13 protein-coding genes are annotated in these 13271 nt (G+C 62.6%); 8 read left to right on the top strand and 5 right to left on the bottom strand.

The features are described from left to right. Positions 1–69 precede the first annotated feature (69 nt). Genes I5961_RS01430 through I5961_RS01420 form a run of 3 tightly spaced genes read left to right on the top strand, consistent with a single transcriptional unit; the run spans position 70 to position 3759 of the window. Positions 70–1878, top strand: coding sequence for a sensor histidine kinase (locus I5961_RS01430; RefSeq protein ID WP_085702725.1), 1809 nt, complete (start codon positions 70–72; stop codon positions 1876–1878). Continuing rightward, positions 1875–3263, top strand: a complete 1389-nt coding sequence (locus I5961_RS01425; RefSeq protein ID WP_085698028.1) for a sigma-54-dependent transcriptional regulator — start codon at positions 1875–1877, stop codon at positions 3261–3263. Before I5961_RS01430 ends, I5961_RS01425 begins: the two co-directional genes overlap by 4 nt. 40 nt (positions 3264–3303) lie before the next feature. Beyond that, positions 3304–3759, top strand: a complete 456-nt coding sequence (locus tag I5961_RS01420; RefSeq protein WP_085698027.1) for a YiiD C-terminal domain-containing protein — start codon at positions 3304–3306, stop codon at positions 3757–3759. Between the two features lie 13 nt (positions 3760–3772). Here the strand turns inward: I5961_RS01420 and cysQ are convergent, their stop codons facing one another. Both cysQ and nudE read right to left on the bottom strand, forming a co-directional pair. Beyond that, on the bottom strand, positions 3773–4600 hold the full coding sequence (cysQ, locus tag I5961_RS01415; protein ID WP_227235558.1) for a 3'(2'),5'-bisphosphate nucleotidase CysQ: 828 nt from the start codon (positions 4598–4600) through the stop codon (positions 3773–3775). Between the two features lie 11 nt (positions 4601–4611). Next, on the bottom strand, positions 4612–5178 hold the full coding sequence (gene nudE / locus I5961_RS01410; protein ID WP_064382762.1) for an ADP compounds hydrolase NudE: 567 nt from the start codon (positions 5176–5178) through the stop codon (positions 4612–4614). Between the two features lie 88 nt (positions 5179–5266). Here nudE and yrfG point away from each other — a divergent pair, with 88 nt between their 5' ends. After that, complete coding sequence (gene yrfG, locus I5961_RS01405) at positions 5267–5929, top strand: GMP/IMP nucleotidase (protein WP_085698025.1); 663 nt, start codon at positions 5267–5269, stop codon at positions 5927–5929. Positions 5930–5985: 56 nt separating this feature from the next. Here yrfG and lysM read toward each other — a convergent pair whose 3' ends face one another. Next, the gene (lysM, locus tag I5961_RS01400) at positions 5986–6426 is read right to left on the bottom strand and encodes a peptidoglycan-binding protein LysM (protein WP_085698024.1); all 441 of its coding nucleotides are present in this window, start codon (positions 6424–6426) and stop codon (positions 5986–5988) included. A gap of 137 nt (positions 6427–6563) precedes the next feature. On the opposite strand from lysM, the gene I5961_RS01395 reads away from it, so the two are divergent. The 4 genes from I5961_RS01395 (at position 6564) to I5961_RS01380 (ending at position 11418) form a co-directional block, all read left to right on the top strand. Further along, complete coding sequence (locus tag I5961_RS01395; protein WP_064382760.1) at positions 6564–7451, top strand: LysR family transcriptional regulator; 888 nt, start codon at positions 6564–6566, stop codon at positions 7449–7451. Positions 7452–7543: 92 nt separating this feature from the next. Beyond that, complete coding sequence (fdhD, locus tag I5961_RS01390; protein ID WP_085702727.1) at positions 7544–8383, top strand: formate dehydrogenase accessory sulfurtransferase FdhD; 840 nt, start codon at positions 7544–7546, stop codon at positions 8381–8383. After that, entirely contained in the window at positions 8380–10728 is a 2349-nt protein-coding gene (locus I5961_RS01385; RefSeq protein ID WP_227234130.1) for an FdhF/YdeP family oxidoreductase, read from the top strand. The genes fdhD and I5961_RS01385 overlap by 4 nt, the downstream gene beginning before the upstream one ends. A 210-nt stretch (positions 10729–10938) precedes the next feature. Beyond that, positions 10939–11418, top strand: coding sequence for a YMGG-like glycine zipper-containing protein (locus I5961_RS01380; protein WP_227234129.1), 480 nt, complete (start codon positions 10939–10941; stop codon positions 11416–11418). Between the two features lie 64 nt (positions 11419–11482). Here I5961_RS01380 and I5961_RS01375 read toward each other — a convergent pair whose 3' ends face one another. Both I5961_RS01375 and I5961_RS01370 read right to left on the bottom strand, forming a co-directional pair. After that, positions 11483–11914: an acyl-CoA thioesterase gene (locus I5961_RS01375; RefSeq protein WP_085698020.1), complete on the bottom strand. Its 432-nt coding sequence runs from the start codon at positions 11912–11914 to the stop codon at positions 11483–11485. A 31-nt stretch (positions 11915–11945) separates the two neighbouring features. Then, complete coding sequence (locus I5961_RS01370; RefSeq protein WP_227234127.1) at positions 11946–13169, bottom strand: 3-hydroxyacyl-CoA dehydrogenase; 1224 nt, start codon at positions 13167–13169, stop codon at positions 11946–11948. Positions 13170–13271: the final 102 nt, after the last annotated feature.

Below are 13271 nucleotides of genomic sequence, written 5' to 3'. Positions count from 1 at the left end.
CCACGGGTGCGCAGACTGCGCCTGCAAGCCTAGGCATAATGCGCCTGTACCCACAGGCGCTCGATGCTCATGACTCCGACCCTTCCCCGCCGCCCTCGCTGGCGCAGCCTCGCCCTGCTGGCCCTGTGCCTGGCACCGCTGCTGTGGCCGCTGGAACATCTGGCCGAGCGTTATTACCGCAGCGAACTGGCCGGCCAGAACCGCCAGACCCTCGACCTCTACGTCGCCAACCTGCTGGGCACGCTGCATCGCTATGAGGTGCTGCCACAAATCCTCGGCGACCTGCCCGCGCTGCGCGCAGTGCTCGGCGCGCCGGACGACGGCGTCACCCAGGGCAATGCCAATCGCCTGTTGAAAAACATCGCCGCGCAGACCGGCGCCGAAGTCATGTACCTGATGGACACCAACGGCCGGACACTGGCGGCGTCGAACTGGGACAAGCACGACAGTTTCGTCGGGCGCAATTTCTCTTTCCGGCCCTACTTCAGCGAGGCCATGGCCGGCCGCCTCGGGCGCTTCTTCGGGTTGGGCACCACCTCCGCCAAGCGCGGCTACTTCTTCGCCGCCGCCGTGCGCAGCGGCGAAAAAATCATCGGCGTGCTGGTGATCAAGGTTGACCTCGATCACACCGAAAGCCTGTGGGGCAAAACCCCGGAACAACTGCTGGTGACCGACCACAACGGCGTGGTCATCCTGACCTCGCGCCCGGAATGGCGCTTTCGCGCGACCCGCCCCCTGAGTGATACCGAACGTGCGGCGATTACCGCGATCCAGCCCTATCCGACCCGCGAGCCACGCCCCTTGAACCTGAGCCAGACCGCCTGGCTGCCGCAGACCCAGGACATCGCGGAAACCGGCTGGAGCGTCAGCATCCTCGCCCCGCGCACATTGATCGACCGGCCGGTGCGCACCGTGGTGGCGATCGGCGGCGCCACCTTGCTGGTGGTGATGCTGTTGCTGGGCCTGATGATGCAGCGTCGCCGTCATTACCTGGAACGCATCGCCTTCGAAGCCAAGGCCCGACGGGAACTTGAGGGCCGGGTTGCCGAGCGCACCAGCGATCTCGAAGGCCTCAACCGGCGCTTGAAGCAGGAAGTGCTTGAGCGTGAACAGGCGCAGCAGGAACTGGTCCGCGCCCAGGACGATCTGGTGCAGGCCGGCAAACTGTCGGCGCTGGGGACGATGTCGGCGAGCATCAGCCACGAACTCAACCAGCCGCTGGCGGCGATCCGCAGCTACGCCGAGAACGCAGAAGTGCTGCTCGACCATGAGCGGACCGAAGACGCTCGCGGCAACCTCAAACTGATCAGCGAACTGACCGGGCGCATGGCCTCGATCATCGCTCACCTGCGCGCCTTCGCCCGCCGCGACCGCCACGCCCCGGAAAGCGTCGCCCTGCAACCGGCGCTGGATGATGCACTCGCCTTGCTGGCCAAACGTCGCCGCAGCATGGACGTCGAACTGATCCGCGACCTGCCCGCCGCGACCTTGTGGGTCGAGGCCGGGGAAACCCGGCTGCGTCAGGTGCTGGGCAACCTGCTGGCCAACGCCCTCGACGCCCTGACCGAGAAAGGCCCGCCGCGCAAATTGTGGCTGAGTGCCGAATCCACCGACGAAGGCGTCAACCTGTACATTCGCGACAATGGCCCGGGTTTCTGCATGGAAGCCCTGGGCCGAGCCAGCGAACCGTTTTACACGACCAAGACCCGCACGCAGGGTCTCGGTCTGGGGCTGGCCATTTGCGAAACCCTGATGCGCGCCTTCGGCGGTGAACTGTCGTTCGCCAACCACAAGCAAGGTGGCGCCTTGATTACCCTACGGCTGCGCGCCGGCGCACCCGGGGTCAGCCTGCAACCGTCCGAGGATCGAAGCGCATGACCATCGACAACCGCATTCAGGTGGTGCTGATCGACGACGATCCGCACCTGCGTCAGGCCCTCGGCCAGACTCTGGATCTGGCCGGCCTGAAAATTCTGCCGCTGTCCGAAGCCAAGGGCCTGGCCGCGCAACTGGAGCGCGACTGGCCGGGCGTCGTGGTCAGCGACATCCGCATGCCCGGCATGGATGGCCTGGAACTTCTGAGCGAACTGCACGCTCAGGATCCGGAGCTGCCGGTGCTGCTGATCACCGGCCACGGCGACGTGCCCCTGGCCGTGCAGGCCATGCGCGCCGGTGCCTATGATTTTCTGGAAAAACCCTTCGCCAGTGACGCCCTGCTCGACAGCGTGCGTCGCGCCCTGGCTCTGCGGCGTCTGGTGTTGGACAACCGCAGCCTGCGCATGGCCCTGAGTGATCGCAACGAATTAAGCGCGCGGCTGGTCGGTCAGTCCGCGCCGATGTCGCGCCTGCGCGAGCAGATCGGCGCACTGGCGGCGACCAAGGCCGACGTGCTGATCCTCGGCGAAACCGGCGCGGGTAAAGAAGTCGTCGCCCGCGCCCTGCATGATCTGTCGAGTCGGCGTAACGGCCCGTTCGTGGCGATCAACGCCGGAGCGCTGGCCGAGTCGGTGGTCGAAAGCGAATTGTTCGGCCATGAGCCCGGCGCCTTCACCGGCGCGCAAAAGCGCCGGATCGGCAAGTTCGAATTTGCCAACGGCGGCACACTGTTCCTCGATGAAATCGAGAGCATGAGCATGGACGTGCAGGTCAAACTGCTGCGCATGCTGCAGGAGCGCGTGGTCGAGCGTCTGGGCGGCAATCAGTTGATCCCGCTGGACATTCGCGTCATCGCCGCCACCAAGGAAGACCTGCGCCAGGCCGCCGATCAGGGGCGTTTCCGGGCGGACCTGTATTACCGACTCAACGTGGCGCCGCTGCGCATTCCGCCACTGCGTGAACGGGGTGAAGACGCGCTGATGCTGTTCCAGCATTACGCCGACGAAGCCAGCGCCCGCCATGGCCTGCCACCGCATGAATTGCAGCCGGCGCAACGGGCGTTGCTGCTGCGGCATTCATGGCCGGGCAACGTGCGGGAATTGCAGAACGCGGCGGAGCGTTTTGCCCTCGGCCTGGAATTGGCACTGGACAACACGCAGCCCGATGGCAGCCCCGGCACCAGCGTCGAAATCACGGCGGGAGGGCTCAGCGAGCAAGTGGAAAACTTCGAAAAATCGCTGATCGCCGCCGAACTGGCCCGCTCTCACAGTTCCGTGCGCAGTCTCGCCGAAGCCCTGGGCATTCCGCGCAAGACCTTGCATGACAAACTGCGCAAGCACGGGTTGAATTTCGCTGGCAGCGGCGGCCATTCCGACGAGTCCGAATGAAGCACGCTCAATTCACTTTTCTGCCGCAAGAGGTCCGGGCATGAAGCACGACAGTCGTTATCTGGAATCGGTCCTTCACCACGACATCCCGCTGACCCGGGACATGGGCCTCAAAGTCCTCGACTGGCACGAGCAGCAACTGCGCCTGCACCTGCCGCTGGACGCCAACGTCAATCACAAGAGCACCATGTTCGGCGGCAGCCTGTATTGCGGCGCCGTACTGGCGGGTTGGGGCTGGCTGCATTTGCGTTTGAAAGAGGAAGGCATCGAGGAGGGACACATCGTGATCCAGGAAGGACAGATCAGTTATCCACTGCCGGTGACCGGTGATGCCATCGCGATCTGCCCGTCACCGAGCGCTGCGGTGTGGAAGAAATTTCTGACGATGTATCAGCGCTATGGACGGGCGCGACTGACGCTGCACACGCGGGTCGTCAATACGGGCAGCGATGAAGATGCGGTGACGTTCAGCGGGCAGTACGTCCTGCACCGCTGAAGAGTGAGCGAGCTTACGAGCGGGCGAGTTCCAGCAGCTTCGTCCGCCAGGCGGCTTTCGCCGGCAATGCCAGGAAGAAACCGTTCAATAACGACTCCCGTGGCGGGTAACAGAATGCTTCGCCGCTCAGGTCGAGCACCTCGCCGCCGGCCCCTTCCAGCACACCCTGCGCCGCCGCCGTGTCCCACTGCGAAGTCGGCGCCAGACGCGGGTAACAATCGGCAGCACCTTCAGCCACCAGACAGAACTTCAGCGAACTGCCGATATTGGCCAGTTGCAACTCGCCAAGACTGGCGCTCAAACCGGCCAGCAGACGTTCCTGTTCCGGGCTCGAATGACGACGGCTGGCAACCACGGTGAAGGCTTCACCAGGCCCCGGCACGTCACGCACCTGAATTGCCACCGGTGTACCGCCCGTGTCGCCGCGCCAGGCACCCAGACCCGCGCCGCCGACGTAGAAGCGCCCGTTGGTCGGCATCGACACCACACCGAACACCACCCGGCCGTTTTCGATCAGCGCGATATTGACGGTGAACTCTTCGCGGCCGCTGATGAACTCCTTGGTGCCGTCCAGCGGGTCCACCAGCCACCAGCGCTGCCAGCCCTCGCGCACGCTTTGCGGGATGTTGGCATCCTCTTCGGACAGCACCGGAATGCTCGGATCCAGCGCCGTCAGACCAGCGACGATCACATGGTGAGCGGCCATGTCCGCCGCCGTCACCGGCGAATCATCGGACTTGGCGGTGACCGCCACACCGGCGCGCCAGAACGGCAGGATCGCCTCGCCGGCCCGCAGGGCCAGCTCGACCACCGGCGCCATCAACGGATGGGGAAAATTCATAGACATCTCACTCATGACTGAAAAAATCCGCGCTGGGTCAGCAGATCGCGGGTCAGGTACAACGCCGCCAGGGCGCGTCCCTCACTGAAATTCGGATTCTGCGCCAGCGCCGACAACTCCCGCAGGTTGACCTTGTCCACGCGCATCGGCTCAGGTTCGTCGCCTTCAAGACGCTCTTCGTACAGGTCGGTAGCCAGCACCACCTGGATCTTCTGGCTCATGTAACCGGGCGACAATGACAACTCGGTCAGATGCTCCAGCTGACGCGCACCGTAACCGGCTTCTTCCTTGAGCTCACGTTCGGCGGCGGCCAGCACGTCTTCGCCGGGTTCGATCAGGCCTTTGGGCAGCGACAGCTCGTACTCGTCGGTCCCGCCGCAATATTCCTCGACCAGCACCGCATGCTCGGCATCAAGCATCGCCACGATCATCACCGCGCCATAACCGGCGCCCTTGCCGACCAGCCGCTCGTAGGTGCGTTCCACGCCGTTGGAGAAACGCAACTTCAGCTCTTCGACGCAGAACAGTCGGCTGGTGGCGACGATCTCGCGGGCAAGTACGGTGGGTTTCTGGCGCATGCAAAGCTCCTTGGCGTGAACGCGCTACTATAACGCGGCTTTTCCGATTGTTTGCGTCGGATATCTTTCTACCGTTCGAGACGTTGCCATGCCTTCATTACCGTGGTCCGACATCGATACCGTTCTGCTGGACATGGACGGTACGTTGCTCGACCTGCACTTCGACAACCACTTCTGGCTGGAGCACCTGCCGCAGCGCTACGCCGAACTGCATGGCGTGAGCCGGGCCATGGCGGAAATGGAATTGCAGCCGCTGTTCGAGCGCCATGCCGGTCAATTGCAGTGGTATTGCCTGGATTTCTGGAGCGCGGAACTGAAGCTGTCGGTGCGTGAACTGAAACTGGAAACCGCCCACCTGATCGCCCTGCGCCCGGACGCCGACACGTTTCTGGAGGCGATCAAACGAGCCGGCAAACGTGTGGTGATGATCACCAACGCGCACCGCGATTCGCTGTCGCTGAAACTGGAACGAATCGAACTGGCGCCGTACTTCGAGCGGCTGATCAGCTCCCACGATTACGGCTTTCCCAAGGAAAACCCGCAATTCTGGGACGCCTTGCAGGCCGATATCGACTTCGACCCGGCACGCAGCCTGTTCATCGACGACACCTTGCCGATCCTGCGCAGTGCGCGGAATTTCGGCGTGGCGCATCTGTTGGCCGTGAAGGAACCGGACAGCCGCAAAGGGCCGAAGGACACCGGAGAGTTTGCGGCGGTCGAGGATTATCGGGATTTGATTGCCGGGCTCTGATTGCCGAGCGCTGAAGACTGCGGGAGCTGCTCAAGGCCGCTCCCGCAGGCGTGCGGTTACTCGGGAATACGCAGCGTCTGCCCCGGATAAATCTTGTCCGGGTGTGACAGCATTGGTTTGTTGGCCTCGAAGATCTTGTTGTACTGATTGGCGTTGCCATACACCGCCAGGGAAATCGCGCTGAGAGTGTCGCCCTTCTTCACGACTACAAAACGCGCCGCCGCCACCACCGGCCCGGTCACGGTGATCTGGTCATCGACGCTGCCGACTCCGGCAATGTTGCCCACCGCCAGCAGAATTTTCTCTTTCTCTTCCTGGCTCGCCACTTCACCGGTGACCGTTACCTTGTCACCGTCCACGGTCGCCTGGACATTCGGGTTACCCAACCCGACCTTGCTGATGTGTTCCTTCAATTGGTCGCTGGCATTGGCGTTGCCGGGGGTCAGCAGGTCGAGCAACTTCTCACCGGCCTCTTTCACAAAGCTCAAAAGACTCATAGCACACACTCCTTGATTTAAGTTCCAGACGCCCAAGCCTAGACCACGCCGGACAAACCCGGTTGCGGCCCGACCAATGACCCTGCCCCCGCGCAAGCGGTAGAATCGCCCACCCTTGCCAGCGCCCCGGAGCGAAGATGGACATCAAGCAGCTGAAATTCCTCATCGCCCTCGACGAAACCCGCCATTTCGGCCAGGCCGCCGCCCGCTGCCACATCACCCAACCGACCTTGTCGATGCGTCTGCGCAGCCTTGAAGAAGAACTCGACCTGCCACTGGTCAACCGTGGCCAGCGCTTCGAAGGTTTCACCGCGCCGGGGGAACGGGTGCTGGCCTGGGCGCGCACGGTGCTGGCGGCCTATGACGGTTTACAGGCGGAAGCGGCGGCCTGTCGCGGCAACCTGATCGGCACCCTGCGGCTGGGCGTGGTGCCGTTGTCGAGTTTCGATGCCTTGCCCTTGATGCAACGCCTGCATGCGCAACACCCGAACCTGCGCTTTGAACTGTCCTCGCTGAGCTCCGAACAGGTTCTGGAGCAACTGGCGAACAACCGCATCGACATTGGCGTGTCTTACCTGGATCGCCTCGACGGCGAGCGTTTTGAATCCCTGGCGTTCAGTGAAACGCAGATGGGCCTGCTCTACGACCAGCGGTTCTTCAGCTTTGGCGAAGCACCGCTGAGTTGGGAATCGCTGATCGAACTGCCCCTGGGCATGCTCACCAGCGGCATGCACTTTCGCCAGTCCATCGACCACAACTTCCACAGCCGAGGCCTGACGCCGCAACCGTTGCTGCAAACCGATGCCGTTCACCAATTGTTGCAAGCGGTGCATGGCGGCCTCTGCTGCGCGGTGATGCCACTGGATGGCGGCCTGGAAAACCTTACGGATAACCTGCGCCTGCAACCTATCGAAAACGCCCAGACCCTCGCCCGACTGGGCCTGATCATGCGTCGCGGAGCACCACGGTCGGCGCTGGCCGAAGCCTGTTTCGCGCTTTATCAAAAATCACCAACGGACGCCTGATCGACGGCATCTATCGAAGCATCGACACTAGCGATTAGACGCGACAACTTGCCGCGCCTAGTCTTAACGTTGATCAATCCGTCGGTGATGCCATGAACGCCAAGCGCCCGGCCTGCGCGGCGCCTGCTCTCGAAACGCCCGCGCCTGCTGCCAGTCAGACCTACAGTTACAGCGATCTTCCCCTCACGGAATCGGCCAGCACCGCGCTGGCCGAAGAGGTCGCGCTGGCGATTGCCTACAACGGCATCAGTCAGGCCGTGATGCTGGTGACGCCGACCGACCTTGAAGACTTCATCGTCGGCTTCAGCCTCGGCAGCGGCATCATCGAAGACGCTTCGGACATCTACGACCTGCAACTGACCGGCTCGGGCTCGGCGCAATACGCGCAAGTGACCATCGCCAACCGCGCCTTCTGGAACCTCAAGCAACAGCGTCGGCAACTGGCCGGCACCAGCGGATGCGGGTTGTGCGGCGTGGAAGCGGTGGAACAGGCGCTGCCTGATCTCAAGGTTCTACCCGGCGCCCCCTTGCCGCCCATCGAATGGCTCGACGGTCTGCGACAGCGCATCGGCGCGTTTCAGCCGCTGGGCCAGCACTGCGGCGCGGTACATGCGGCGGTGTTCATGAACGCCAGCGGTGAATTGCTGCTGGGTCGCGAAGACATCGGCCGGCACAACGCCCTCGACAAACTGATCGGCGGCCTGATCCGGCAAAAGATATCCACAACGGGCGGCCTGGCGATTGTCACCAGCCGTTGCAGCCTCGAGTTGATCCAAAAAGTCCTTCGGGCCGGGATTCAGACCCTGGTCAGCCTGTCCGCGCCCACCGGCCTCGCCGTGCAATGGGCCCGACGCCATAACCTCAATCTCATCCACCTGCCGCAAAAAAACGCGCCGCGGGTGTATAGCCCAGAAATGGAGAAACACCCGTGAGCCAACACCATCAAGCCGACCAGAAACCCGTTCCGCGCTACAAGCCTTACAAGGGCCCAGCCGGCGGCTGGGGCGCACTGATCAGCGTGGCCCAGGCCTGGCTGACCAGTGACAACGCGTTGAAAAACCTGCGCGCGATGCTCAAGACCAACCAGAACGGCGGCTTTGACTGCCCGGGCTGCGCCTGGGGTGATTCGCCGGAAAGCGGCATGGTCAAGTTCTGCGAGAACGGCGCCAAAGCGGTGAACTGGGAAGCGACCAAGCGTCGGGTGGACGGCAAATTCTTCGCCAAGCACAGCGTCACTGCGTTGCTGGAGCAGAGCGACTACTGGCTCGAATATCAGGGTCGTCTGACCGAGCCAATGGTCTATGACGCCGAAACCGATCACTACAAGCCGATCAGTTGGGACGATGCCTACGCGCTGATCGGCAAACACCTGCAAGGGCTGTCGAGTCCGGATCAGGCCGAGTTCTACACCTCGGGCCGCGCCAGCAACGAAGCGGCGTACCTGTATCAACTATTTGTGCGCGCCTTCGGCACCAACAACTTCCCCGACTGCTCGAACATGTGCCACGAGGCCAGCGGTGTTGCGCTTGCGCAAAGCGTTGGTGTCGGCAAAGGCACCGTGACCTTCGATGACTTCGAACACGCCGATGCAATTTTCGTCTGGGGCCAGAACCCGGGCACCAACCACCCGCGCATGCTCGAACCGCTGCGCGAAGCGGTGAAACGCGGCGCTCAGGTGGTGTGCATCAACCCGCTGAAAGAACGCGGCCTGGAGCGCTTCCAGCATCCGCAGCACCCGATCGAAATGCTCACCAACGGCGACAAGCCGACCAACACCGCGTATTTCCGCCCGGCACTGGGCGGCGACATGGCGGTCCTGCGCGGCATGGCCAAGTTCCTGCTGCAATGGGAACGCGATGCGCAGAAGGCCGGTGCGCCGGCGGTGTTCGATCACGACTTCCTCAATGAGCACAGCGTCAACGTGCTGGAATACCTCGGTGTCGTCGACGACACGCCGTGGGAGCAGATCGTCGCGCAGTCCGGCCTGACGCTGGTGGAAATCGAGCAAGCGGCGCGCATGTACGCCAAAGGCAAGAACGTGATCATGTGCTGGGCGATGGGCATCACCCAACATCGTCATTCGGTGCCGACCATCCAGGAAATCGCCAACCTGATGCTGCTGCGCGGCAACATCGGCAAGCCCGGCGCCGGTCTGTGCCCGGTGCGTGGCCACAGTAACGTGCAGGGCGACCGCACCATGGGCATCAACGAGCGTCCGCCGGTGGCGTTCCTCGATTCCCTGGAGCGTCGCTTCCAGTTCAAGGTGCCGCGCCACAACGGGCACAACGTGGTCGAAGCGATTCACGCGATGGCCGAAGGCCGCGCCAAGGTGTTCATCGGTCTGGGCGGCAACTTTGCCCAGGCCACGCCGGACAGCTCGCGCACCTTCCAGGCGCTGAGCAACTGCGACCTGACTGTGCAGATCAGCACCAAGCTCAACCGCAGCCATCTGGCCCACGGCAAGGACGCGTTGATCCTGCCGTGCCTGGGCCGTACTGACATCGACATCCAGACCGAAGGCCCGCAGGCCGTCACCGTGGAAGATTCGTTCAGCATGGTGCACGCTTCCAACGGCCAGTTGCAGCCGCTGTCGAACCAGATGCGTTCGGAGCCGTCGATCATCGCCGGCATCGCCGCCGCAACCCTGGGCAGCAAACCGGTGGACTGGAACTGGCTGGTGGCCGACTACCGACGCATCCGCGAACTGATTGCCGACACCATCCCGGGCTTCAAGGATTTCAACGAGAAGGTCAAGAACCCGGGCGGCTTCTACCTCGGCAACAGCGCCGGCGCGCGCAAGTGGAACACCACGTCGGGGCGGGCCAACTTCAAGCCGAACATGCTGCCCAAGGACCTGATCCACGAGCGCACTCGCGCTACCGGCAAACTGCCGGACCTGATCCTGCAATCGATGCGTTCCCACGATCAGTACAACACCACGATTTATGGTCTGGACGACCGTTATCGCGGCGTGAAGGGACAGCGTGATGTGCTGTTCGCCAACGAAGCCGACATCATTCGTCTGGGCTTCAAGCCGGGGCAAAAGGCTGACATCGTGTCGCTGTGGGACGATGGCCGCGAGCGTCGGGTGAAGGGCTTCACGCTGCTGGCGTTCGACATTCCGGCGGGGCAGGCGGCGGCTTATTACCCTGAGGTGAATCCGTTGGTACCGCTGGAAAGCACCGGCGATGGCAGCCATACGCCAACGTCGAAGTTCATCGCTATCCGGCTGGAAGCGGCGAGTGAGACGGGGCTGATTATGGCCAGATCGGCCTGATACAAAACTTTTCTGCGCCCACAAAAAAGGCCGCTTTTGCATAAAAGCGGCCTTTGTGAAGTAGCTAAAGACCGGCGAAAATCCGTTAAGTTCCGCCCAAAAATCAGTAAGTTGCAGAATTGTATACAAGTCGTGTTATTCGTCGGATTTCGATTGTCACGCCCATTCCAGAGCCTCAGGATCGCGCCGTCATCCCTTTGAGGCTCCTCTATGAAGTTCTCCTCGATTCTCTTGTTGTCCCTTGGCCTGGTCAGTGGCTTCGCTTCTGCCGGAGGCACCACCGAAGCAGGTGTGGGCGGCGCATTGGGCGGGGTTCTTGGCTCGGTCGTCGGTCAGTCGTTAGGCGGCAGTACAGGTTCAACCATTGGCGCAGCCCTGGGCGGCGCGGGTGGTAGTGCGGTCGGCGCCGACAAGCGCAGCCGTGGCGAAGCAGCCATCGGTGGTGCGCTGGGCGCAGCCGGCGGCAACGTGGTCGGCCGCAGCATGGGCGGCACCACCGGCAGCCTGATCGGCGCAGCAGCCGGCGGCGGCGCCGGTGGCGCGCTGGGCAACTACATGGGCAACAAGAGTGACGACGATGATCGCCGTTACGATCGTCGCCATGATGATCGTCGCTATTACCGCGACCGTCACCCAGGTCGTGGTCATGCCTATGGTCATCGCAAGCACCACCGCTACTACCACGACTGAGGTTTGACCTCGTTGCCGTAACAGCCAGATCGCAGCTCCCCCGGGCTGCGATTTTTTTTGCCTGTCACACCGCCAGGCGTTCCATCGCTTGGCGCAATCGGGCTGGAATCGCCACCGGCCGATTGGATGCCCGGTCGACGAATACATGCACGAAACGTCCGGCGGCACAGGCTTCCACCTCTCCTTCCTTGAACACCGCCAGTTCGTATTGCACCGAACTGTTGCCCAGCTTGCCGACCCGCAGACCGATCTCGATTCGATCCGGGAAAGCAATCGACGCGAAGTAGTCGCAGGACGAACTCACCACAAACCCCACCACCTCGCCGTCATGGATATCCAACCCTCCAACCTGGATCAGGTAGGTGTTCACCGCCGTGTCGAAGAAGCTGTAATAGGTGACGTTGTTGACGTGGCCATAGGCGTCGTTGTCATGCCAGCGCGTGGTGATCGGCTGGAAGTGCGGGTAGTCGCTGCGTTGCGGCATCGGGTTAGACATGAGTGTCGATTCCTGGAGTGATTTGCCCAGTCTAAAGGTAAAAACCCTTGCCTCGCGCCGCCAGCTCGCCAATCAATGACGCCGGCCGCCAGTGATCGCCCTGCCGGGTCTCCAGCGCCAGCAATCGCTTGTGAATGTCGACCAGCCCCTGATCGTCCGCCCAGGCCATCGGCCCGCCTCGCTCTACCGGGAAGCCGTAGCCATTCAGATAGACCTGATCGATGTCATGCGCCGACTCGGCAATCCCTTCCTGCAGGATCTTTGCGCCCTCGTTGACCAACGCCAACAGGCACCGCTCCAGGATCTCCTCCGAGCCGATATCCCGGCGATGAAACCCCAAACCTTCGCTGACACTCAACACCAGCGCATCGACCTCGGGATCATGTTCGGCCTGACGACTGCCGGGCTCGTAGTGGTAATAACCATTGCCAGACTTCTGACCGAACCGGCCCCGTTCGCACAAGCGGTTATCCACCTGAACCTCGGGCGCGTCCTGCCCCTTGCCGGCAAGCTCGCGAGCGCGCCACTCAAGATCGATGCCGACCACGTCGTACATGCGAAACGGCCCCATGGCGAAACCGAAACTCTGCAATGCCGCATCGACCTGCTGCGGGTATGCCCCTTCGAGCAACATCTTGCGCGCTTCGAGCACATACGGATGCAGCATGCGGTTGCCGATGAATCCGTGGCAGTTGCCCGACACCACACTGACCTTGCCCATGCGCTTGCCCAGCTCAAGCGCGGTTTCAAGCACCGCTGGCGAGGTCTGCGCGCCACGGACTATTTCCAGCAATTTCATGATGTGCGCCGGGCTGAAGAAATGCAGGCCCAGCACTTGAGTCGGACGCCGTGTCGCGGCGGCGATGGCGTCGATGTCCAGCGCCGAGGTATTGCTCGCCAGCAGCGCCTCGGGCTTCAGCACGCCATCAAGCTCGCGGAAGATCTTCTGCTTGAGTTCAAGGTTTTCGTACACCGCTTCGATCACCAGATCGACGTTGCGGATCGCCACATAGTCCGCCGCCGCGCTGATACGGGCGATCCGGGCATCGGCATCGGCCTGTTCAATTCGCCCCTGTCGCACGTTGTGCGCATAGGTGTCGACCACGGTGGCCAGCGCCTGCTCGAGCATCTGTGGATTGTTATCGACCCACTGCACTGACACGCCGGCGTTGGCCAGGCACATGACAATGCCGCGGCCCATGGTGCCGGCGCCGATCACGGCGGCCTGCTGAATAGCGAAGGATGTCTGGCTCATGTTGTTCTCTTGTTGGCGATCCGAAGACAGCCATCACCATAGTCAGCTACCGGGCATTTTTGAAGTTCATGGCCGTGATGATCGACATTCAGCAGATGGATT

Origin of the sequence: Pseudomonas sp. IAC-BECa141, assembly GCF_020544405.1 — a bacterium.
GTDB lineage: Bacteria > Pseudomonadota > Gammaproteobacteria > Pseudomonadales > Pseudomonadaceae > Aquipseudomonas.
The sequence above is the reverse complement of the archived record's forward strand: the minus strand, read 5'-3'. Positions and strand labels throughout refer to the sequence as shown.